The organism is Pseudomonas sp. MDV22-iso1, assembly GCF_058145095.1.
On the sequence record NZ_JBYVMF010000046.1, the window covers coordinates 1 to 21,725 of the forward strand.

General features: G+C 58.0%; 18 protein-coding genes. 11 read left to right on the forward strand and 7 right to left on the reverse strand.

The window, feature by feature from the left end:
* Nucleotides 1-321: 321 nt before the first annotated feature.
* The gene (gene gbca, locus AC3ZVB_RS28530; protein ID WP_162436194.1) at nucleotides 322-1,617 is read right to left on the reverse strand and encodes a glycine betaine monooxygenase oxygenase subunit; all 1,296 of its coding nucleotides are present in this window, start codon (nucleotides 1,615-1,617) and stop codon (nucleotides 322-324) included.
* 283 nt (nucleotides 1,618-1,900) lie between these two features.
* Here gbca and gbcB point away from each other — a divergent pair, with 283 nt between their 5' ends.
* Entirely contained in the window at nucleotides 1,901-3,001 is a 1,101-nt protein-coding gene (gbcB, locus tag AC3ZVB_RS28535; protein WP_162436195.1) for a glycine betaine monooxygenase reductase subunit, read from the forward strand.
* Nucleotides 3,002-3,154: 153 nt separating this feature from the next.
* Here the strand turns inward: gbcB and AC3ZVB_RS28540 are convergent, their stop codons facing one another.
* The gene (locus AC3ZVB_RS28540) at nucleotides 3,155-3,979 is read right to left on the reverse strand and encodes an SDR family oxidoreductase (protein ID WP_490148429.1); all 825 of its coding nucleotides are present in this window, start codon (nucleotides 3,977-3,979) and stop codon (nucleotides 3,155-3,157) included.
* Nucleotides 3,980-4,232: 253 nt separating this feature from the next.
* Complete coding sequence (locus AC3ZVB_RS28545) at nucleotides 4,233-5,273, reverse strand: threonine aldolase family protein (protein ID WP_162436197.1); 1,041 nt, start codon at nucleotides 5,271-5,273, stop codon at nucleotides 4,233-4,235.
* Nucleotides 5,274-5,404: 131 nt separating this feature from the next.
* Here AC3ZVB_RS28545 and AC3ZVB_RS28550 point away from each other — a divergent pair, with 131 nt between their 5' ends.
* The 8 genes from AC3ZVB_RS28550 (at nucleotide 5,405) to fdhA (ending at nucleotide 15,562) form a co-directional block, all read left to right on the forward strand.
* A complete protein-coding gene (locus tag AC3ZVB_RS28550) occupies nucleotides 5,405-6,121 on the forward strand; it encodes a TraX family protein (protein WP_490148430.1) in 717 nt (238 codons plus the stop codon).
* A 305-nt stretch (nucleotides 6,122-6,426) separates the two neighbouring features.
* A complete protein-coding gene (glyA, locus tag AC3ZVB_RS28555; RefSeq protein ID WP_162436199.1) occupies nucleotides 6,427-7,680 on the forward strand; it encodes a serine hydroxymethyltransferase in 1,254 nt (417 codons plus the stop codon).
* A gap of 23 nt (nucleotides 7,681-7,703) precedes the next feature.
* Nucleotides 7,704-8,954 (forward strand): sarcosine oxidase subunit beta, encoded by a 1,251-nt coding sequence (locus tag AC3ZVB_RS28560; RefSeq protein WP_007947735.1) that lies wholly within the window; start codon nucleotides 7,704-7,706, stop codon nucleotides 8,952-8,954.
* A 14-nt stretch (nucleotides 8,955-8,968) separates the two neighbouring features.
* A complete protein-coding gene (locus tag AC3ZVB_RS28565) occupies nucleotides 8,969-9,298 on the forward strand; it encodes a sarcosine oxidase subunit delta (RefSeq protein ID WP_490148431.1) in 330 nt (109 codons plus the stop codon).
* A complete protein-coding gene (locus AC3ZVB_RS28570; protein ID WP_490148432.1) occupies nucleotides 9,295-12,312 on the forward strand; it encodes a sarcosine oxidase subunit alpha in 3,018 nt (1,005 codons plus the stop codon). The genes AC3ZVB_RS28565 and AC3ZVB_RS28570 overlap by 4 nt, the downstream gene beginning before the upstream one ends.
* Before the next feature lie 149 nt (nucleotides 12,313-12,461).
* Nucleotides 12,462-13,094, forward strand: coding sequence for a sarcosine oxidase subunit gamma (locus tag AC3ZVB_RS28575; protein ID WP_123513157.1), 633 nt, complete (start codon nucleotides 12,462-12,464; stop codon nucleotides 13,092-13,094).
* Between the two features lie 202 nt (nucleotides 13,095-13,296).
* Nucleotides 13,297-14,154 (forward strand): formyltetrahydrofolate deformylase, encoded by an 858-nt coding sequence (gene purU, locus AC3ZVB_RS28580; RefSeq protein WP_194691087.1) that lies wholly within the window; start codon nucleotides 13,297-13,299, stop codon nucleotides 14,152-14,154.
* Nucleotides 14,155-14,362: 208 nt separating this feature from the next.
* Nucleotides 14,363-15,562: a formaldehyde dehydrogenase, glutathione-independent gene (gene fdhA / locus AC3ZVB_RS28585; RefSeq protein ID WP_007947729.1), complete on the forward strand. Its 1,200-nt coding sequence runs from the start codon at nucleotides 14,363-14,365 to the stop codon at nucleotides 15,560-15,562.
* Between the two features lie 634 nt (nucleotides 15,563-16,196).
* On the opposite strand, the gene AC3ZVB_RS28590 is transcribed toward fdhA, so the two are convergent.
* Both AC3ZVB_RS28590 and AC3ZVB_RS28595 read right to left on the reverse strand, forming a co-directional pair.
* Nucleotides 16,197-17,153 (reverse strand): RHS repeat-associated core domain-containing protein, encoded by a 957-nt coding sequence (locus AC3ZVB_RS28590; protein WP_490148433.1) that lies wholly within the window; start codon nucleotides 17,151-17,153, stop codon nucleotides 16,197-16,199.
* A gap of 53 nt (nucleotides 17,154-17,206) precedes the next feature.
* Nucleotides 17,207-18,325 (reverse strand): RHS repeat-associated core domain-containing protein, encoded by a 1,119-nt coding sequence (locus tag AC3ZVB_RS28595; RefSeq protein ID WP_490148434.1) that lies wholly within the window; start codon nucleotides 18,323-18,325, stop codon nucleotides 17,207-17,209.
* Between the two features lie 294 nt (nucleotides 18,326-18,619).
* Between AC3ZVB_RS28595 and AC3ZVB_RS28600 the strand changes: the two genes are divergently transcribed.
* Nucleotides 18,620-19,174 carry a DUF2780 domain-containing protein gene (locus AC3ZVB_RS28600; RefSeq protein WP_490148435.1) on the forward strand — a complete coding sequence of 185 codons (555 nt, stop codon included), beginning with the start codon at nucleotides 18,620-18,622 and terminating at the stop codon, nucleotides 19,172-19,174.
* Between the two features lies 1 nt (nucleotide 19,175).
* Here AC3ZVB_RS28600 and yihG read toward each other — a convergent pair whose 3' ends face one another.
* Complete coding sequence (yihG, locus tag AC3ZVB_RS28605) at nucleotides 19,176-20,063, reverse strand: 1-acylglycerol-3-phosphate O-acyltransferase, YihG family (protein ID WP_490148436.1); 888 nt, start codon at nucleotides 20,061-20,063, stop codon at nucleotides 19,176-19,178.
* A 208-nt stretch (nucleotides 20,064-20,271) separates the two neighbouring features.
* Here yihG and rloA2 point away from each other — a divergent pair, with 208 nt between their 5' ends.
* Nucleotides 20,272-20,778: a retropepsin-like aspartic peptidase RloA2 gene (gene rloA2, locus AC3ZVB_RS28610; RefSeq protein ID WP_162436209.1), complete on the forward strand. Its 507-nt coding sequence runs from the start codon at nucleotides 20,272-20,274 to the stop codon at nucleotides 20,776-20,778.
* Nucleotides 20,779-20,838: 60 nt separating this feature from the next.
* Here rloA2 and AC3ZVB_RS28615 read toward each other — a convergent pair.
* Nucleotides 20,839-21,725, reverse strand: an 887-nt coding sequence (locus AC3ZVB_RS28615; RefSeq protein ID WP_490148437.1) for an RHS repeat-associated core domain-containing protein, incomplete at its 5' end; no start/stop codon positions are given.

Below are 21,725 nucleotides of genomic sequence, written 5' to 3' on the forward strand. Positions count from 1 at the left end.
TCGTCGTTCAAAACCGTGAATGTTAATAAGTCACGGATTTTCTTCGGATTGTGTGGAGAAAGTTTCAGGCAGATGCACACTTGTCCCCATTAGCTGTGGGTGGAGGTGTGGATAACTTGTTCGTGGAAGGCTGCGAGGTGCGGTGCGTATAGGCCTGAACGGAATAGATCATATTTCGTACAGTTCTACAGAGTGGTAGGTTGCCGGGAAGTGAGGTGTGGGCAGGTAAGCCGCCATCGCGAGCAGGCTCACTCCTACAGGGGATCTTTGGCATACCGAAGATCAAATGTAGGAGTGAGCCTGCTCGCGATGCTTTTGCCGTTAACCTTGAACCGGTACTCCCTTGAGGTAAGGCGCAGGCTCTGCCCCCAGATTGCTCAGCAACCGTTCGCTGTACCAATCCACGAAGTTCACCACGCCAAACTCGTAGGTCTTCGAATAAGGCCCGGGCTGATAGGCCGTGGAGTTGATCCCGCGCTGGTTTTCTTCGGCCAGACGGCGGTCCTGGTCGTTGGTTGCATCCCAGACCTGACGCATGCGGTCGACGTCGTAATCCACGCCTTCAACGGCGTCCTTGTGCACGACCCACTTGGTCGTGACCATGGTTTCCTGAGCGCTGATCGGCCACACCGTGAAGACAATGATGTGGTCGCCCATGCAGTGGTTCCACGAGTGCGGCAAATGCAGGATGCGCATTGAGCCCAGGTCCGGGTTCTTGATGCGGCCCATGAGTTTGGCGCAGCCCTGTTTGCCGTCCAGGGTCATCGACACGGTGCCTTTAAGCAGCGGCATGCGCACGATGCGGTTACGCAGGCCGAAGCTGGCGTGGGCGTAAGGAATCTTCTCGGCTTCCCAGGCAGCGGAAGAGGCAGCGACGTGGTCCTTGAACGCCTGATCGGCGCGTGGATCGGTGACGTCGTCCCATTCCAGCAGGGTCTTGAGCAGTTCCGGGTGCGACGCGTTGCAGTGGTAGCACTCGCGGTTGTTTTCCAGCACCAGTTTCCAGTTGGCTTTCTCCATCAAGGTGGTGGTGATTGCCACCTTGGTGTTCTCCATGTCGTACGGTTCCATGTAATGGCTCAGCGTCGACAGGAAGTCATCAATGGCTGGCGGGTTCTCCGACAGGCTGATGAAGATGTAACCGCCGGCCGTTTTCACGTTCACCGGTTTGAGGCCGTATTGCTTCATGTCGAAGTCGGCGCCCATTTCGGTGCCGGCGAACAACAGACGACCGTCCAGCTCGTAGGTCCACTGGTGGTAGTGGCAGACCAGCTTGGCGACCTTGCCTTTTTCACTGGTGCACAGGCGCGAACCGCGGTGGCGACAGACGTTATGGAACGCATGCACCACGCCTTCAGCGCCGCGAATCACGATGATCGGGTTTTTGCCGACCTGCAGGGTCAGGTAATTACCCTTGGTCGGGATCTCGCAGGTCATGCCGGCGATCAACCACTCTTTCTGGAAGATCTCCTGCATGTCGATATCAAACAGCCGCTCGTCAGAGTAAAACGGCTGCGGCAGCGAGTAAGTGCGTTCGCGCTCCTGGAGCATTTGCGCGGTGGCCTTGCGTGCGGGTTCCAGCGGATCGCCCAGGCTGATTTTTGCGGTGACGTCCATCGATTTGATCCTCATGGCCTTTCTGTGAGGCCGGCGAAAGTGGCTAATCAGGTTTGCTACGCAAGGTGTAAAGAAACTGTAGTGGTGTGAAGCGAGTGTGGGGCCGGCGCTACCCGGAACCTTATCCATGGGCGACATGGCCCAATCTGTTCCCGACGCGCAACCCCCGGTAGTTGGGGGCTGGTCGCGATAAGTATGTGAATGTCGCAGATAGGTAAATGGGTGGTTCGCGCTATACGCAGAATCGCCAACATAAGGCCGAGCATCGGCGGTGGAGAACAGCATGTCCAACAGCTTCCTGAATCCGGTAACGACCCAGACCTGGGCCAATGGTCGACACATCGTCCGTTGCGTCAAAGTCATCCAGGAAACCTGGGACGTGCGCACCTTCTGTTTCATGGCCGACCAGCCGATTCTGTTCTTCTTCAAGCCGGGGCAGTTCGTCACCCTGGAGCTGGAAATCGAGGGCGTGCCGATCATGCGCTCCTACACCATTTCCAGCTCGCCGTCGGTGCCTTACAGCTTTTCGGTGACCATCAAGCGCGTGCCGGGGGGCAAGGTGTCCAACTGGTTGCACGACACCCTGCATGAAGGTCAGGAACTGGCGGTGCACGGACCGGTCGGGCTGTTCAACGCCATGGACTTCACCGCGCCGAAAGTGCTGTACCTCAGCGGCGGCGTCGGCATTACACCGGTGATGTCGATGGCACGCTGGTTCTACGACACCAACGGCAACGTCGACATGGTGTTTATCCACAGCGCTCGTTCGCCCAAAGACATCATCTATCACCGCGAGCTGGAACACATGGCTTCGCGAATCGATAACTTCAGCCTGCACCTGATCTGCGAGAAGCATGGTCTGGGCGAGCCGTGGGCCGGTTATCGCGGTTACCTGAACCACAAGATGCTCGAACTGATGGCGCCGGACTTCATGGAGCGCGAAGTGTTCTGCTGCGGGCCGACGCCGTACATGAATGCGGTCAAGCGCATGCTCGAAACGGTTGGTTTCGACATGTCGCGTTATCACGAGGAATCCTTCGGCGCGACGCCACCGGAAGCCCGTGCCGATGCGGTGGAGCAAGCCGAGATAGCGGCGGATGCGCCTGAAGTCGATCTGGCGGATCTGCACCAGGTAGAGTTCATTGCTTCCGGGAAAAGCATTCGTGTGGCGCCCGGGGAAACCGTGCATGCGGCAGCCGCCAAGCTCGGCCTGCTGATTCCGAAAGCCTGCGGGATGGGGATCTGTGGGACATGCAAGGTGTTGAAACTGGGCGGCGAGGTGGAGATGGAGCACAACGGCGGCATCACCGAGGAAGACGAGGCCGAGGGTTATATCCTGTCGTGCTGCAGCGTGCCGAAAGGGGATGTGCGGATCGAGTTCTGACACCCGCCGAATCTCCCCGGTAGGAGCTGTGTAGGAGCTGTCGAGTGAAACGAGGCTGCGATCTTTTGACTTTGGCTTTTAAAAGAAAGATCAAAAGATCGCAGCCTCGTTTCACTCGACAGCTCCTACAGTCCTATAGGGAGTTTGGGTGTTTCAGTCTATGAACAGGTCTGTCATCAGCTTGTCGGTGGAGTCCGGTTCAAACCGATAACCTTCAAAATCCTTCACTCCGTTTTCTCTCAGAATCTCTTCATCAATCAGCAGCCGTCCAGTCATGCTGCGATTAACGCTGCTCAAAATCACATGCGCCGCATCCGCCATGATCGCCGGCGTTCGTGCGTGCTTGAAGGACTCGCGCGAACCCAGCTGAAATTCGATGGCAGCAGTGGCAATCATGGTCTGCGGCCACAACGAGTTGACGCTGATGCCGTAGTTTTTGAATTCCTCGCTCATGCCCAGCGTCAGCATGCTCATGCCGTATTTGGTCACGGTGTAGGGGCTGTATTGCGCGAACCATTTCGTCGCCAGGTTCAACGGCGGCGACAGGTTGAGGATGTGGCCATTGGTTTTTTTCAGATAGGGCAGGGCGGCCTGGCTGCACAGGAGAACGGCGCGGGTGTTGATCTGGTGCATCAGGTCGAAGCGCTTGAGTTCGATGTGCTGAACGCCTGTCAGTTTGATCGCGCCGGCATTGTTGATCAGCGCATCGATGCCGCCGAAATGTTCGTTGGCTTGAGCCAGCGCCTCGCACACCGCGAGTTCATCACGCACGTCCACTTGCAAGGCCAACGCCTTGCCGCCCGCCGCTTCAACTTCCTGCGCCACGCTGAAAATAGTCCCCGGCAATTTGGGGTGGGGCGCGGCGCTTTTTGCAGCAATCACAATATTGGCCCCGTCCCGCGCGGCACGCAGCGCGATTTCACGACCAATCCCACGGCTGGCACCGGTGATGAACAGGGTTTTGCCTTTTAGTGACATGCGTACGCTCCTGGTTATTGTTGTCTGAGCGGAGGGCTCGACAAACAATGTAGACGATGGAGCTGACGCAGGCTGGGAGTGGAGGAGCGCCCTTGTGGCGAGGGGATTTATCCCCGTTGGGCTGCGAAGCGGCCCCAAATACTGGGAATGCGGTCTGTCTGGCAGACCGCATTGGCTGGTTTTACGACGGCTGCGCCGCCGAACGGGGATAAATCCCCTCACCACACGGTATTTGGGTAGCTGCTCGACGGGATCAGCGGGACATGACTTCGCGGATATCCGCCGCCAGTTCGCGGACGCGTTCTTCTTCGGTATCCCACGAGCACATGAAGCGTGCGCCGCCGTTGCCGATGAAGGTGTAGAAGCGCCAGCCCTTGGCGGTCAGGGCGGCGATGGCCGGTTCCGAGAGTTGCAGGAATACACCGTTGGCCTGCACCGGGAACATCAGTTCCACGCCCGCAATGTCGCTGACCAGTTCAGCCAGCAACTGCGCGCAGTGGTTGGCGTGGCGGGCGTATTTGAGCCAGGCGTCGTTTTCCAGAATCCCGACCCAAGGCGCCGACAGGAAGCGCATTTTTGAAGCCAGCTGACCGGCCTGTTTGCAGCGGTAATCGAAGTCTTCTGCCAGTTTATGGTTGAAGAACAGGATCGCTTCACCCACCGCCATGCCGTTTTTCGTGCCGCCGAAGCACAACACGTCGACGCCGGCCTTCCAGGTCAAGTCGGCTGGAGAGCAGCCCAGAAATGCGCAGGCGTTGGAGAACCGCGCGCCGTCCATGTGCAGGTTCAGGCCGAGCTCTTTGCAGGTGACGCTGATGGCGCGGATTTCTTCGGGGGTGTAGATGCTGCCGACTTCGGTCGCCTGGGTCAGGGTCACGACGCGCGGTTTCGGGTAGTGGATATCCTGGCGCTTGAGGGCGACTTCGCGGATCGATTCCGGGGTCAGCTTGCCGTTTTCAGTGCGTGCGACGAGCAGCTTGGAGCCGTTGGAGAAGAACTCCGGCGCGCCGCATTCGTCGGTTTCGACGTGGGCGGTTTCCGAGCAGATCACGCTGTGGTAACTCTGGCACAGCGATGACAGGGCCAGGGAGTTGGCGGCGGTGCCGTTGAAGGCGAAGAACACTTCGCAGTCGGTTTCGAACAGTTTGCGGAATTGATCGGAGGCGCGAGCTGTCCACTCATCGTCGCCGTAAGCGCGTTGGTGGCCGTGGTTGGCCTGTTCCATGGCAGCCCAGGCTTCAGGGCAGATACCGGAATAGTTGTCGCTGGCAAATTGTTGGCTCTTGTCGGTCATGGCCGGCTTCCGTGTGCGAGGCTCTTATGGTGAAGGGCTTCGTGGTCAATGATGGTGCGCACTTTACCGAAGATCGTCCGGGGAGCACACGCGATGTATCTGTCAGAAAAATACAATGACGATGGGCAATTATGCACATGACTCAACGGGACGGGGCACTCGATCTGCTCAAGTGGCTGGCGCTGTTGAGCATGGTGCTCGATCACCTGCGATATGTCGGTTACTCCGTTGATCTGCTGTATGTGCCGGGGCGGTTGGCGTTCCCGTGGTTTTGTCTGGCGATGGCGGCGAACCTGGCTCGGGCGCGTGCAATGACGCAGGACGGCCAATGGCGATACCTCGGTTGGCTGCTGCTGTTCAGCGCCATCAGTGAAATACCCTACCGCATGTTCATGCCGGATCCCGACACCTTGAACGTGATGCCAACGTTGGTGTTGGGGTTGTTGGTGGCGCGGGGCTGGCAGCACAACACGCTGCAGACGCGGCTGCTGGCAGTGGGTGCCGTGGTGCTGGCGGCTCTTGTTCCGGATCGACTGATGTTCGGTTTCTTCGGCGTGCTGCTGCCGCTGGCGATGTTGCTGGTGATCAGGCGGCCCTGGTATTTCAGCCTGTTGCCGGGGGTTGTATGCCTCGCTGCCAATCAATGGGAGGTGCTGTATCACTCTGCCCGGTTCGGTAACAGTGCGGCCATCCTTGGCATCGCCGTGTGTCTGGTCGCGCCATTGATCGGGCTGTTCTTGTTGCAACATGCCAGGCATCTCCAACCACCGCCAATGCGCCGCTGGGCGTATGCGCTTTATCCCGCGCATTTCCTGGCGCTTCTGGCCTTGCGCCAACTCTTGGACTGACCTTCCCCCGTGGCGAGGGGATTCATCCCCGTTGGAGCGCGTAGCGGTCCCTTGGTATTTCCCCCCTATCCCCGTCGTTGACTGACTTTGCGACTGCTTCGCAGCCGAACGGGGATAAATCCCCTCGCCACGTCGAGCTGCCCGCTTCAGGTCATTTCCCGCCATGTCGTAAACGCACCTTTGCGTGGCGTCCGTAGGCATTTGGCCTGTCTGCGCCGGTCATACCATCGCATTCAAAGGGCACTGCCGAAAGGTACGTGCCTCACCGAGACGAATGGCGCACCACCGCCGCTGGGAGAGACGCGATGTTCAGCAAGCAAGACCAGATCCAGGGTTACGACGATGCACTGCTGGCGGCGATGAATGCCGAAGAGCAACGTCAGGAAGATCACATCGAGCTGATCGCGTCAGAGAACTACACCAGCAAACGCGTCATGGAAGCGCAAGGCAGTGGCCTCACCAACAAATACGCCGAAGGGTATCCGGGCAAGCGGTACTACGGTGGCTGCGAGCACGTGGACAAGGTTGAAGCCCTGGCCATCGAGCGCGCCAAACAACTGTTCGGTGCGGACTATGCCAACGTGCAACCGCACTCCGGCAGCCAGGCCAACGCTGCTGTTTACCTCGCGCTGCTGAATGCAGGCGACACCGTGCTGGGCATGAGCCTGGCCCACGGCGGTCACTTGACCCACGGCGCCAAAGTCAGCTTCTCCGGCAAGCTCTACAACGCAGTGCAGTACGGTATCGACACCACCACCGGCCTGATCGACTACGACGAAGTCGAGCGCCTGGCAGTCGAGCACAAGCCAAAAATGATCATCGCCGGGTTCTCGGCTTATTCGAAGACCCTGGACTTCCCGCGCTTCCGTCAGATCGCTGACAAGGTCGGTGCGTACTTGTTCGTCGACATGGCCCACGTGGCCGGTCTGGTCGCCGCTGGCCTGTACCCGAACCCGCTGCCGTACGCCGACGTGGTCACCACCACCACCCACAAAACCCTGCGCGGTCCACGTGGCGGTCTGATCCTGGCCAAGGCCAACGAAGAGCTGGAAAAGAAATTCAACGCTGCCGTGTTCCCCGGTGGTCAGGGCGGCCCGCTGATGCACGTGATCGCCGGTAAGGCGGTGTGCTTCAAGGAAGCGCTGGAGCCGGGCTTCAAGGCCTACCAGCAACAAGTCATCGACAATGCCCAGGCCATGGCCGGCGTATTTATCAAACGCGGCTACGATGTAGTGTCCGGCGGCACCGATAACCACCTGTTCCTGGTCAGCCTGATCCGTCAGGGCCTCACCGGCAAAGAGGCGGACGCAGCCCTCGGTCGCGCCCACATCACTGTGAACAAGAACGCCGTGCCGAATGATCCACAGTCCCCATTCGTGACCTCCGGCCTGCGCATCGGCACCCCGGCGGTGACCACGCGCGGCTTCAAGGTGACGCAGTGTGTCGAGTTGGCCGGCTGGATCTGCGACATCCTCGACAACCTCGGCGACGCCGATGTCGAGGCCAATGTTGCCCAGCAGGTTTCGGCTCTGTGCGCGGACTTCCCGGTTTATCGCTGAGTGCGGTTTTGGAGTAAATGACTATGCAACGGTACTCAGGCTTCGGCCTCTTCAAACACTCCCTCAGCCATCACGAAAACTGGCAGAAGATGTGGCGCACGCCGACCCCGAAAAAGGTCTATGACGTGGTCATCGTCGGCGGTGGCGGCCACGGTCTGGCGACCGCTTACTACCTGGCCAAAGAGCACGGCATCACCAACGTGGCCGTGGTCGAGAAAGGCTGGCTGGGCGGCGGTAACACCGCGCGCAACACCACCATCGTTCGCTCCAACTACCTGTGGGACGAGTCGGCGCACCTGTACGAACACGCGATGAAACTGTGGGAAGGCCTGTCCCAGGACCTGAACTACAACGTGATGTTCTCCCAGCGCGGCGTCTACAACCTGTGCCACACCCTGCAGGACATCCGTGATTCCGAACGTCGGGTCAGCGCCAACCGCCTCAACGGCGTCGACGGTGAACTGCTCGATGCCAAGCAAGTGGCCGACGAGATTCCGTACCTCGACTGCTCGAAGAACACCCGCTACCCGGTGATGGGCGCGACCGTTCAGCGTCGCGGCGGCGTGGCCCGTCACGATGCCGTGGCCTGGGGTTTTGCCCGCGCCGCTGACGCCTTGGGCGTGGACCTGATCCAGCAGACCGAAGTGATTGGTTTTCGCAAGGAAAACGGTGTGTGCATCGGCGTTGAAACCAACAAGGGCTTCATCGGCGCCAAGCGCGTTGGTGTGGTCACTGCCGGTAACTCCGGGCACATGGCCAAGCTCGCCGGTTTCCGCCTGCCGATCGAATCCCACCCGCTGCAAGCGCTGGTGTCCGAGCCGATCAAGCCGATTATCGACAGCGTGATCATGTCCAACGCGGTGCACGGTTACATCAGCCAGTCCGACAAGGGCGACCTGGTGATCGGCGCCGGTATCGACGGCTACAACGGCTACGGCCAGCGCGGTTCGTACCCGGTGATCGAGCACACCATCCAGGCCATCGTCGAGATGTTCCCGGTGCTGTCGCGCGTACGCATGAACCGGCAGTGGGGCGGCATCGTCGACACCACGCCGGATGCCTGCCCGATCATCTCGAAAACCCCGGTCCCGAACATGTTCTTCAACTGCGGTTGGGGCACCGGCGGCTTCAAGGCTACACCTGGCTCGGGCAACGTATTTGCCGCGAGCCTGGCCAAGGGTGAAATGCACCCATTGGCCGCACCTTTCTCCATCGACCGTTTCCACAACGGTGCGTTGATCGATGAACACGGCGCTGCTGCGGTTGCCCACTAACAGGAGAAATCCCCATGTTGCATATCTTCTGTCCTCACTGCGGCGAGCTGCGCTCCGAAGAGGAATTCCACGCATCCGGCCAGGCGCACATCCCGCGTCCACTGGACCCGACGACCTGCACCGACGAGGCGTGGGGCGACTACATGTTCTTCCGCGATAACCCTCGCGGTCTGCACCACGAACTGTGGATTCACGCCGCTGGTTGCCGCCAGTACTTCAACGCGACCCGCGACACCGTGACCTACGAGATTCTCGAGACCTACAAGATCGGCACCAAGCCACAATTCACCGACAAGACCGATAGCCCGAAAGCGGCCACGACGGCTCTGGGAGAGAAGGTATGAGCCAGATCAATCGCCTGTCCAACGGCGGACGGATCGACCGCAACAAAGTGCTGAGCTTCACCTTCAACGGCCAGACCTACAAAGGCTTTGAAGGCGATTCCCTGGCTGCCGCCCTGATCGCCAACGGTGTGGATATCATCGGCCGCAGTTTCAAGTATTCCCGTCCACGGGGCATCTTCGCTGCCGGTGCCGAAGAGCCGAACGCGGTGCTGCAGATCGGTGCCACCGAAGCCACGCAGATCCCGAACGTGCGTGCCACGCAACAAGCGCTGTACCAAGGTTTGGTCGCCACCAGCACCAACGGCTGGCCGAGCGTGAACAACGACATGATGGGGATTCTCGGCAAGGTCGGCGGCAAGCTGATGCCACCGGGCTTCTACTACAAAACCTTTATGTACCCGCAATCGTTCTGGATGACGTACGAGAAGTACATTCGTAAGGCTGCCGGTCTTGGCCGCTCGCCGACCGAGAACGATCCGGACACCTACGACTACATGAACCAGCACTGCGACGTGCTGATCGTCGGCGGTGGCCCTGCAGGTCTCGCCGCAGCATTGGCGGCGGCCCGTAGCGGCGCCCGCGTGATCCTCGCCGATGAACAGGAAGAGTTCGGCGGCAGCCTGCTCGACTCCCGCGAAAGCCTCGACGGCAAACCGGCCGTGGAATGGGTTGCCAGCGTCATCAACGAATTGAAAAACACCCCGGACGTGCTGCTGTTGCCCCGCGCTACGGTCAACGGTTACCACGACCATAACTTCCTGACCATTCACGAGCGCCTGACCGATCACCTTGGTGACCGCGCACCGATTGGCCAGGTGCGTCAGCGTATCCACCGTGTTCGCGCCAAGCGCGTGGTCCTGGCGACCGGCGCTCACGAGCGTCCGCTGGTTTACGGCAACAACGACGTGCCGGGCAACATGCTCGCCGGCGCTGTGTCGACCTACGTGCGTCGTTACGGCGTGGCACCGGGCAAAAAACTCGTGCTGTCGACCAACAACGATCACGCCTACCGCGTGGCGCTTGATTGGCTCGATGCCAGCCTGCAAGTCGTGGCCATCGCCGATGCTCGCAGCAATCCTCGCGGTGCACTGGTTGAGGAAGCACGCGCAAAAGGCATTCGCATCCTGACCGGCAGCGCCGTGATCGAAGCCCGTGGCACCAAGCGCGTGACCGCTGCTCGCGTGGCGGCGATTGATGTCAAAGCTCACGCAGTGACCAGTCCGGGTGAGTGGCTTGATTGCGACCTGGTCGTTAGTTCCGGCGGTTACAGCCCGGTGGTTCACCTGGCTTCGCACCTGGGCGGCAAGCCGACCTGGCGTGAAGACATCCTCGGTTTTGTACCGGGCGAAGCACCGCAGAAACGTGTGTGCGTCGGCGGAATCAACGGCGTTTACGGTCTCGGCGATTCCCTGGCCGATGGGTTCGAAGGTGGCGCACGCGCAGCCAGCGAAGCCGGCTTCGGTGCGGTCGAAGGCTCGTTGCCGAAGGCCCTCAGCCGTCTCGAAGAGCCGACCCTGGCGCTGTTCCAGGTGCCTCATGAAAAGAACTCTGCACGAGCGCCGAAGCAATTCGTCGACTTCCAGAACGATGTCACCGCTGGCGGCATCGAACTGGCGACCCGCGAAGGTTTCGAGTCGGTCGAGCACGTCAAACGCTACACCGCGCTGGGCTTCGGTACGGACCAGGGCAAGCTGGGTAACGTCAACGGTCTGGCCATTGCCGCCCGTTCGCTAAACGTGACCATCCCGCAGATGGGCACCACGATGTTCCGTCCCAACTACACACCGGTGACCTTCGGTGCCGTGGCGGGTCGTCACTGCGGGCACATTTTCGAACCTGTGCGCTTCACCGCGCTGCATCACTGGCACGTGAAAAATGGCGCCGAGTTCGAAGACGTCGGTCAGTGGAAACGTCCATGGTACTTCCCGAAAAACGGTGAAGACCTGCACGCCGCCGTGAAGCGCGAATGCAAAGCCGTGCGCGACAGTGTCGGCCTGCTGGACGCCTCGACCCTGGGCAAAATCGACATCCAGGGCCCGGATGCGCGTGAGTTCCTCAACCGTATCTACACCAACGCCTGGACCAAGCTCGACGTGGGCAAGGCGCGTTACGGCCTGATGTGCAAAGAAGATGGCATGGTGTTCGACGACGGCGTAACCGCTTGCCTCGCCGACAATCATTTCGTGATGACCACCACCACCGGCGGCGCTGCACGCGTGTTGCAGTGGCTGGAGATCTATCAGCAGACCGAATGGCCAGACCTGAAGGTGTACTTCACGTCGGTCACCGATCACTGGGCGACCATGACCTTGTCCGGGCCGAACAGCCGCAAGCTGCTCAGTCACGTCACCGACATCGACTTGAGCAACGAAGCGTTCCCGTTCATGACCTGGAAAGAAGGCCTGGTGGCTGGCGTGCCGGCGCGGGTCTTCCGGATTTCGTTTACCGGTGAGCTGTCGTACGAAGTCAACGTTCAGGCCGACTATGCGATGGGCGTGCTGGAAAAAATTGTCGAGGCGGGCAAGCAGTACAACCTGACACCGTACGGCACCGAAACCATGCACGTACTGCGGGCCGAGAAGGGCTTCATCATCGTCGGTCAGGACACTGACGGCTCGATGACCCCGGACGACCTGAACATGGGCTGGTGTGTGGGTCGCACCAAACCGTTCTCGTGGATCGGCTGGCGCGGCATGAACCGTGAAGACTGTGTGCGGGATCAGCGTAAGCAGTTGGTGGGCCTCAAGCCGATCGATCCGAACAAATGGCTGCCGGAAGGTGCGCAGCTTGTGTTTAACACCAAGCAAGCGATTCCGATGAGCATGGTCGGCCACGTGACGTCCAGCTATGCGCACAACTCCCTGGGCTATTCGTTTGCCATGGGCGTGGTGAAAGGCGGGCTGAGCCGGATGGGTGAGCGAGTGTTCGCACCGCTGGCTGACGGCAGCGTGATCGAGGCGGAAATCGTTTCTTCGGTGTTCTTTGATCCGAAGGGTGAGCGCCAGAACGTTTAGTGGCCTCGTGTCCTGTGGAGAGTCGGCTACCGCTATCGCTAGCAGGCTAGCTCCCACAGGTGAACGCGGTTGAATGTGGGAGCTAGCCTGCTGGCGATGACGGCAGTGCCGCCACCACAGGAACCAACAGAATTCAGGAAAGGTGCTTTATGACCGCAGCCAATGTTTACCAACAACGTCCAACCACCGGGGCCAAGGCCGAGTCGTCGCTGCACCATGCCGACCTCGCCAGCCTGGTGGGCAAAGGGCGCAAAAACGCCGGTGTGATCGTGCGTGAGAAAAAACTGCTTGGCCATCTGACCATTCGTGGTGATGGACACGATGCGGCATTCTCTGCCGGCGTGCACAAGGCCCTCGGCATTGAACTGCCAGGCGCCCTCAGCGTGATCGTCAAAGGCGAAACCAGCCTGCAATGGATGGGGCCGGATGAATGGCTGCTGATCGTGCCAACCGGTGAAGAATTCGCTGCCGAACAAAAACTCCGCGAAGCGTTGGGCGATTTGCACATTCAGATCGTCAACGTCAGTGGCGGCCAGCAGATCCTCGAACTGAGCGGCCCGAATGTGCGTCAGGTGCTGATGAAATCCACCAGCTATGACGTGCACCCGAACAGCTTTCCGGTGGGTAAGGCGGTGGGTACCGTGTTTGCCAAATCACAGCTGGTGATTCGCCATACCGCTGAAGACACCTGGGAATTGCTGATTCGCCGCAGTTTCTCGGATTACTGGTGGTTGTGGTTGCAGGATGCTGCCGCTGAGTATGGGCTGAGTGTTCAGGCTTGATTCACTCTCTTAAGGACGAGGGGCTGTTGTGGCGAGGGGATTTATCCCCGTTGGGCTGCGAAGCAGCCCTTAAACCTCACCACTCGTTATCCCGATTTGTTTGAATCGACTTTTTTGGGGCTGCTTCGCAGCCCAACGGGGATAAATCCCCTCGCCACAGGTTTTATGTGAACACCTAATTTGCAGCAGGAGTCACCGCACTATGAGCCGCGCACCAGACACATGGATTCTGACCGCCGACTGCCCAAGCGTCCTCGGCACTGTGGATGCGGTGACCCGCTTTCTGTTCGAGCAGGGTTGCTACGTTACCGAGCACCATTCCTTCGATGATCGGCTCTCCGGGCGTTTTTTCATTCGAGTGGAATTTCGCCAGCCCGACGGCTTCGACGAGCAGTCGTTTCGCGCCGGTCTGCAAGAACGCGGTGCAGCCTTCGGCATGATCTTCGAACTGACCGCGCCGAACTACCGGCCGAAAGTGGTGATCATGGTCTCCAAGGCCGATCACTGCCTCAACGATTTGCTTTACCGCCAGCGCATCGGCCAGTTGTCGATGGACGTGGCCGCCGTGGTCTCCAATCACCCGGACCTCAAGCCGTTGGCCGACTGGCATCAGATTCCGTATTACCACTTCCCGCTGGACCCGAACGACAAGCCCTCACAGGAACGTCAGGTATGGCAGGTCATCGAAGAGTCCGGCGCCGAACTGGTGATTCTAGCCCGCTACATGCAGGTCCTTTCGCCCGAGCTGTGCCGCAAACTCGACGGCAAGGCGATCAATATCCATCACTCCCTGCTGCCGGGTTTCAAGGGCGCCAAGCCTTATCACCAGGCGTACAACAAGGGTGTGAAACTGGTGGGCGCGACGGCGCATTACATCAACAACGACCTGGATGAAGGCCCGATCATCGCCCAGGGCGTGGAGGCGGTAGACCATAGCCATTACCCGGAAGATTTGATCGCCAAGGGGCGGGATATCGAGGGGCTGACGTTGGCGCGGGCTGTTGGGTATCACATTGAGCGAAGGGTGTTTTTGAACGCCAATCGCACGGTCGTTCTTTAGATAGCTATCGCGAGCAGGCTCACTCCTACAGTGGATTTGTGTCTGCCCACAGATCCCGGTCACACCAACGTTCACTGTAGGAGTGAGCCTGCTCGCGATGAGGTCCTGACAAACAACGCAAAAGACACAGGCAATAACCCGAGCAAACAACGCGCCGCCCATTGATGGCGACGCGATCGCTACATAAAAACAACAGCGAGGTGAAAGCATGTCTGGCAATCGTGGTGTGGTGTATCTCGGCAATGGCAAAGTCGAAATACAGAAAATCGACTATCCAAAAATGCAGGACCCGCGCGGCAGGAAGATTAATCACGCCGTCATCCTGCGCGTGGTGTCCACCAACATCTGTGGTTCCGATCAGCACATGGTGCGCGGTCGCACCACCGCCCAGACCGGCCTGGTCCTGGGCCACGAAATCACCGGTGAAGTGATCGAGAAGGGCAGCGACGTCGAGAACCTGCAAATCGGTGACCTGGTCTCGGTGCCGTTCAACGTCGCGTGCGGGCGCTGCCGTTCCTGCAAAGAGATGCACACCGGCGTTTGCCTGAGCGTTAACCCGGCGCGTCCTGGTGGCGCTTATGGCTATGTCGACATGGGCGACTGGACTGGCGGCCAGGCTGAATACGCGATGGTGCCGTACGCTGACTTCAACCTGCTGAAACTGCCGGACCGCGATCGTGCGATGGAAAAAATCCGCGACCTGACCTGTCTTTCCGACATCCTGCCCACCGGTTACCACGGTGCAGTGACTGCCGGCGTTGGTCCAGGCAGCACTGTGTACATCGCAGGTGCCGGCCCGGTCGGTCTGGCGGCTGCCGCCTCTGCTCGCCTACTGGGCGCTGCCGTGGTGATCATCGGTGACGTCAACACCGTCCGCCTGGCGCACGCCAAGGCTCAGGGTTTCGAAATCGCTGACCTGTCCCTGGACACCCCGCTGCACGAACAGATCGCCGCACTGCTGGGTGAGCCGGAAGTGGATTGCGCCGTCGACGCCGTGGGCTTCGAGGCACGCGGTCATGGTCATGATGGCGTGAAGCACGAAGCGCCTGCGACTGTGCTCAACTCGTTGATGGGCGTGGTGCGTGTTGCGGGCAAAATCGGTATCCCAGGGCTGTACGTGACAGAGGATCCAGGTGCCGTGGACGCTGCTGCGAAAATGGGCAGCCTGAGCATCCGCTTCGGTTTGGGCTGGGCTAAATCCCACAGCTTCCACACTGGTCAGACGCCAGTGATGAAATATAACCGCCAGCTAATGCAGGCGATCATGTGGGACCGTATTCATATCGCGGACATCGTGGGTGTGGAAGTGATCAGCCTGGATGACGCGCCGCGTGGGTATGGCGAGTTTGATGCGGGCGTGCCGAAGAAGTTTGTGATTGATCCGCATAAGTTGTTTAGTGCGGCGTGAGAACGTGTGATGTACAGAAGGGCGTCGAAGTGGCGCCCTTCTGTTTTACAGACGGTTCTTAAATAGACTCTCGTACTTGTTGAATCCTACTGTAGATAGGGGGCTGACCTAGCATGCTTCGGTAGCTATTTATTTGATTTGTTAGCGATTCGATGGTCGCTTGCATGGAGTTCGGAATTGACTCGATGCGGTTAGTAACGTTCTCTATTCGATGTAAGTGCGCAAGTCTTTGATCGAGTTTGTAGTGCAGTTTTATCTGTTGTACTGAACTTAATATCAGGGGGTGATTGCCTGTATAAAGAGGAGGGGGTGTGCCCGCCATCGGCGCAGAACCACCTCTTTGGAGATAAGGCGCGGAAGTCCCGATATCTGAACTCATTGAAGCGCGACTTGAAAAAAAATCATAAGGAGGCGGATATTCTTGAGGCGAATATGCGGGAGGTCGTCTTAATGGGACTTGATTTATTTGCGAAGCCAAGTTGTCCGTGGTGGTTTCCGTTGCTGGCTCATAAGCACGAAATGTGCAATCGACCAGTCGGTCCAGAGGGTCATAGTGGTAGCGGCAAAGCAGCGTTTTACTGTAAGTCTGCATGGTGGCTGACCCTGAAGTGGACTGATGCAAAGATTCTTTGTCTCAATCGCGGACGAACTGATTCAAAAACACTATTGAATCGAGCGGGCTCGATCGCCTTTGTCTATTATTCCAAGTTTGGTTTAATACCATCGTCAGCTCTTCTTGTGTTGCCTCGTACGGTGCAATCTGGAAGACACTTTCAAGATCTAACCAATCCTCAGGTCCCAGATTTGGATATGCCGGAACGGGAGGCTCTGGGATCGCCGACTGCGACAGGCTGCGAAGCTGAGGCACGTCCGGTGTTTGATTTCGGTGGGCTATAATACTTATATCCGATAAGCGAGAGCGTTGATCTATGGTGCCGGTCCGCGATGCGACGGTACCGATAGAAGAACTGCTTCCAGCCGGTCTGTTTACGGCGGCTATATTCGTGGAGGCGCGCGATTGTGTAGGGCGCGTAAATGCGCCCCATAGCCAGTTAAATGCTCCTGAAATAGACCAGTGCCCATTTGGGTCTCGTCGACTCACCGGATTACCCTCGCAATAGCTATACGCGTTCAGCCCCCCCTTCCCAAAAGGACTTAAGCTGTCCGGGCTATTGAACCGCATCAACACCGGGTTAAACGCCCGATAGCCATTCCCTAGCAAATAATGCCCGGTCACTGGATCAGGCCGTTCGCCGTTAAAGCCGAGCAAGCTAAGCAAGCCGCTTGATAATGGGCGGTGGCCGTAGGGTGTGTAGGTTACTGGCCGAGGAGTGGTCGCATTGAGTGCGCTCAATACAGATCGCTGTTGATCGGTGGCGAGCAGGCTGGTTTCTACGGCATCAGTCCGGCGCTGCTGTTGCGCCAGTAACTGGTCTCCGTGCTGCATGATCGAATGCTGTACGGCACCGCTGAATTCCGTGGCCAGGCGATCTTTTTGATAGAAGCGTCGGGCGCTTTCCTGTCCAGATAGCGAGCACGCGACCAGCTGATCCAGAGGGTCGTATTGGTAGTTGTAAAGGTATGATGACATTGCGTGTATACCTATGGGTTGGTGGACTCAGGAAAGCGGAAGAGCGGGAATAATTATGGTGTGAATTTGATAGGCTTGAAGTTGTGTGGTGTATTGCGATCTTTGGGTGCCTTCCGGATGTAATGGGCTTGATGGTGGAAAGTGTTAACAAATTCATAGGGCTCTAGTGGAAACTGGTTTTTTACAGCACTAAACAATTTTTCCATTATCTCCGGTAAGGGCGCACTAGGGACTTTCCCGATATAGCCTTTGGTGGGCGTTTTGCTTAGTTTTGAAAATGCTGCGGCAAATGAGCTGTTTCCTCCGTTGCCTGAGAAGCAGGCAATGATTCGAATATTCGCAAAGTCCTCGAAGTTTGTTTTTCCTTTTACAGAGTTCCACAGCCGTTCGGCACTCCAAAGCTCGCCGTTAACCCCTATTCTGGATGTTTGGTCAATGGCCGTTTCCTCTCCGTGTGCCTCAAAATTCAGGCGTCGTTTGCCTTTGTAAATATCCTCGAAGGAATACGCGCCTTCCCCAACTCGCTGGATATTCAACATGTTGCCGCTGCTTGGTTTCTTTAGAAGTGCTCGGGAGGATTGAACTTCCAAGGGTTCGTTCATGCGGCTTATCATTTTCAGATTCGCTTTGACTAACCTCCAACTTTTTCCTGTTGAATCGTATCGATTGACCGGCTCACCTGAGCAATACGCATATGCATTCATCCCGCCCTTCCCAAACGGACTCCAACTGTCCGGGCTATTGAATCTCATCAACACCGGGTTAAACGCCCGATACCCATTCCCCAGCAAATAATGCCAGGTCACCGGATCCGGCCATTCGCCGTTGAAGCCGAGCAGGCTGAGTAGGCCGCTGGCCAATGGGCGGTGGCCGTAAGGTGTGTAGGTTACTGGCCGAGGAGTGGTCGCATTGAGTGCGCTCAATACAGATCGCTGTTGATCGGTGGCGAGCAGGCTGGTTTCTACGGCATCAGTCCGGCGCTGCTGTTGCGCCAGCAGGTGATCGTCGTGCTGCATGATCGAGTGTTGGACGGTGCTATTGATCTCTGTGGCCAAGCGATCCTTCTGATAAAAGCGCCGGGCGCTTTCCTGTCCAGACAGTTTGCAGTCGACCAGCCGATCGAGAGCGTCGTAGTGATAGCTGCAAAGCGGCGTTTTACTGTGGGTCTGCATGGGCGTTGGCTCCCTGGAGTGGGCATCGATCAGGGATAAACAGTGACCTAATCCACTGGTATTGGGTACTAGCAGAACTGTTAGGGTCGACGCGCTTTCAGGTCTCCCGGGGCCTTCGTCGCAGCATCAAAACTTGCCATTCATCGCATAGCATCCGGGGTTTCACACTTCCTATACGTACGCTGCGTGAAAATGGATACATGGCCGAGGAACATGCCCGCTGATGCCCGGTCCAATCGGCAGTTTTTTCCGTTCCTGAGTGGGCGGTTTTTCATGACGCAAGAGGATGTCTGGATGAAGATTTCACGCGGTTTTGCACTGGCTTCGCTGATGAGTCTGGCGGCCAGCCCGGTCTTTGCTCAGTTCAGCCTGAACGATGCGGCCAATGCCATTTCAGGCATGAAGGGTGATAACGCAGCGACAGCGGCAGCACCGACTCCGGAAACGGCGGACCTGCTGGGCGCGCTTAGCCAATTGAACGTGACGCCGCAACAGGCCGTGGGCGGTACCAGCGCGATGCTGGGGTTGGCGAAAAATCAATTGAGCTCGACTGACTATTCCGAATTGGCCAAAAGCGTGCCGGGAATCGACACGTTGTCGGGTGGCGGACAATTGGGCGCGCTCGCCGGGTTACTTGGCTCGTCGGGCAAATCGGCGGGTCTGGAAAACGCCCTCGGCAATGTGAAGGACACCAATGACCTGAACAATGCGTTCAGCGCGTTGGGCATGGACGGCGGCATGATCGGCCAGTTTGCCCCGGTGATCCTGCAGTACCTCGGTCAGCAGGGCGTTGGCGGTTCGCTGCTGCAAAGCCTGGGCGGAATCTGGGGCGCCGGTACCGGTAGTTGAATCAACGGCGTTCGGCGCGCAACGCGTCGATGCGCTGATCTTTTTCGATCCAGAGCTGGTTGACCCAGTTCTGGATTTGTACGCGAAACACCGGATCGTTTTCGTAGTCGCCCTGCCACAGGGCGGGGTCGAGTTCGCGGGTTTTGATGTCGATGATGACCCTTGGCACGTTGCCGCTGATCAAATCCCAGAACCCCGGAATTTTTACCTGTGGATACACGACGGTCACATCGAGGATGGCGTCCAGCTGTTCACCCATGGCGGCCAGCACAAATGCCACGCCACCCGCCTTGGGTTTGAGCAGGTGCTTGAAGGGCGATTGCTGCTGACGGCTTTTCGCCGGCGTAAATCGTGTGCCTTCCAGGTAGTTGACCACCGTAACCGGCTGGCGCTTGAACAGCTCGCACGCGGCTTTGGTGATCTCCAGATCCTTACCTGCCAGTTCGGGATGTTTGGCCAGAAAGGCCTTGGTGTAGCGTTTCATGAACGGGTAATCGAGAGCCCACCACGCCAGCCCCAGAAACGGCACCCAGATCAGTTCTTTCTTGAGGAAGAATTTGAAGAACGGCGTGCGTCGGTTCAGCGTCTGGATCAAGGCCGGAATGTCGACCCAGGATTGGTGGTTGCTGACCACCAGGTAGGAGGTGTCGCCGCGTAGATCGTCGCCACCACGAATGTCCCATTGGGTGGGGATGCACAGGCGGAAGATCAGCTTGTCGATTTCGGCCCAGGTCTCTGCGATCCACATCACCGCCCAGGAGGCGACATCGCGAAAGCGGCCAGGCAGGACAAGTTTTAACAAGGCGAACACCATCAGCGGTCCGATCAGGACGAGGGTGTTGAGCAACAGCAGCAGGGTGACGAAACAGCCGGTGAGCAGGCGGCGCATAAGTAACTCTTGGAATCATTTGGGCGCGCCATGATAAGCAGCTTCGGGCGACAGGCCAAATCGGTGACGACGAATGTTTCACTTTTGGCTGGGTATGCTTTGCTCAAGTGTTGTGTTGAATGTGCCAGCGATGCGGCCTCACGGGCGAACGAATAACTCACAGACTGTCTAAAATCCCGCTGCCCACCTTTCCAAGGAAGCCCATTACGTGAAATCCCTTCTTGCACTGCTTTCCCTCGTGGCCCTGCCGGTTCTGGCCGCCGAGCCGACGCTGTACGGTCGATACGAATACATTGCGCTGCCGGAAATCGGTGGCGAAGTGCTCAAGGCCAAGATGGACACCGGAGCTTTGACCGCGTCGCTGTCCGCCAAGGACATCGAGATGTTTACCCGTGATGGCGATGAGTGGGTGCGTTTCCGTCTTGCCACCAAGGACGCCAGTAACAAGGTTTACGAACACAAGATCGCGCGGATCAGCAAGATCAAAACCCGCTCGGAAGAGGACGCGGATGACGATGAAGCGACCGCGCCGACCAAGCGGCCGGTGGTGGATCTGGAATTGTGCCTGGGTAACGTCAAGCGTACGGTCGAGGTCAATCTGACGGATCGCAGCAGCTTCAACTATCCGTTGCTGATCGGGGCGAAGGCGCTGCGTGAGTTTGGCGCGGCGGTGAATCCGGCTCGGCGGTTTACCGCGGATAAGCCGGATTGTTGATAGCGGAGTGAAAGCCATGTCTGTTTAGGGCTACCTTATTCAATTGAATACATGTGATTTTTAAGAAAATCGTATATGTATTGCTTCCTCGGTGATCCTGAGATTTCTCAGGATTTTTGATGTTGACGGCTGGTTTCCAAGCGCGTTGAGTATTTCTCTACTGTTCCCGTGGTCAATGTAAAGTTGGTCAAAAGTTGCGTATTTTGTATAACTTTCAATATCCTCAACAACGTCGATAGATGGTGAAGGTTTGGGTGGGAAGTGTTTGCCAACTTGTGGGACGGTAGTGGGGCGCTGCGATGGCTTTACATCAATGTTAAGTCTGGGATTTGAACGTGTGTTAGGGAGGGCATTTGCTTTCCTGATACTGCGCTCCGGTTGAGTGATGGAGTTTGTATCGGGAGCATCACTTATTGAATACGCTCTTTGACTAAGTGAATGGGGTGGACGTGTGGTGGGTTTTAGGCTTTCTGTCCTTTTAGAAAGTTGCGCGCGAGACGGGGCCTTTTCTCCAATTGGCCTTAATCCCAGAAACCGCCTTAAGGCTTTTTCAATTTTCCAGACATGCCCCGTAGGATCAGTTCGATTACGTGGATCCCCCCCGCAATACGCATAAGCATTCAACCCACCGTCCCCAAACGGACTCCAACTGTCCGGGCTGTTGAACCGCATCAATACCGGGTTGAACTGCCGATATCCATTGCCCAAATGATAATGCCCGGTCAGCGCGTCCGGCGGTTCGCCGTTGAACCCCAGCAGGCTGAGCAAGCCATTTTCCCGTGAACGATGACCATAGGGCGTATAGGCGATAGACCGACGTCCGTTCCCATCCAGGGTGTTCAACACCGACTGCTGTTGATCGGTCGCCAGCAGCATTGTTTTTCGAGTGGGTATGTAGTGGTCAACTAATCCCGGACACGACGTTAAGTTTTTCTTCGGCCCGGGCT

Bases quoted from the DNA above. Each gene is read 5' to 3' on its own strand.
- AC3ZVB_RS28550 (WP_490148430.1), top strand. From the start codon at position 5,405: ATGCACATGACTCAACGGGACGGGGCACTCGATCTGCTCAAGTGGCTG.
- AC3ZVB_RS28565 (WP_490148431.1), top strand. From the start codon at position 8,969: ATGTTGCATATCTTCTGTCCTCACTGCGGCGAGCTGCGCTCCGAAGAG.
- AC3ZVB_RS28545 (WP_162436197.1), bottom strand. From the start codon at position 5,273: ATGACCGACAAGAGCCAACAATTTGCCAGCGACAACTATTCCGGTATC.
- yihG (WP_490148436.1), bottom strand. From the start codon at position 20,063: ATGCGCCGCCTGCTCACCGGCTGTTTCGTCACCCTGCTGCTGTTGCTC.
- fdhA (WP_007947729.1), top strand. From the start codon at position 14,363: ATGTCTGGCAATCGTGGTGTGGTGTATCTCGGCAATGGCAAAGTCGAA.
- glyA (WP_162436199.1), top strand. From the start codon at position 6,427: ATGTTCAGCAAGCAAGACCAGATCCAGGGTTACGACGATGCACTGCTG.
- gbcB (WP_162436195.1), top strand. From the start codon at position 1,901: ATGTCCAACAGCTTCCTGAATCCGGTAACGACCCAGACCTGGGCCAAT.
- AC3ZVB_RS28590 (WP_490148433.1), bottom strand. From the start codon at position 17,153: ATGTCATCATACCTTTACAACTACCAATACGACCCTCTGGATCAGCTG.
- purU (WP_194691087.1), top strand. From the start codon at position 13,297: ATGAGCCGCGCACCAGACACATGGATTCTGACCGCCGACTGCCCAAGC.
- AC3ZVB_RS28600 (WP_490148435.1), top strand. From the start codon at position 18,620: ATGAAGATTTCACGCGGTTTTGCACTGGCTTCGCTGATGAGTCTGGCG.
- AC3ZVB_RS28575 (WP_123513157.1), top strand. From the start codon at position 12,462: ATGACCGCAGCCAATGTTTACCAACAACGTCCAACCACCGGGGCCAAG.
- gbca (WP_162436194.1), bottom strand. From the start codon at position 1,617: ATGGACGTCACCGCAAAAATCAGCCTGGGCGATCCGCTGGAACCCGCA.
- AC3ZVB_RS28570 (WP_490148432.1), top strand. From the start codon at position 9,295: ATGAGCCAGATCAATCGCCTGTCCAACGGCGGACGGATCGACCGCAAC.
- AC3ZVB_RS28540 (WP_490148429.1), bottom strand. From the start codon at position 3,979: ATGTCACTAAAAGGCAAAACCCTGTTCATCACCGGTGCCAGCCGTGGG.
- AC3ZVB_RS28560 (WP_007947735.1), top strand. From the start codon at position 7,704: ATGCAACGGTACTCAGGCTTCGGCCTCTTCAAACACTCCCTCAGCCAT.
- AC3ZVB_RS28595 (WP_490148434.1), bottom strand. From the start codon at position 18,325: ATGCAGACCCACAGTAAAACGCCGCTTTGCAGCTATCACTACGACGCT.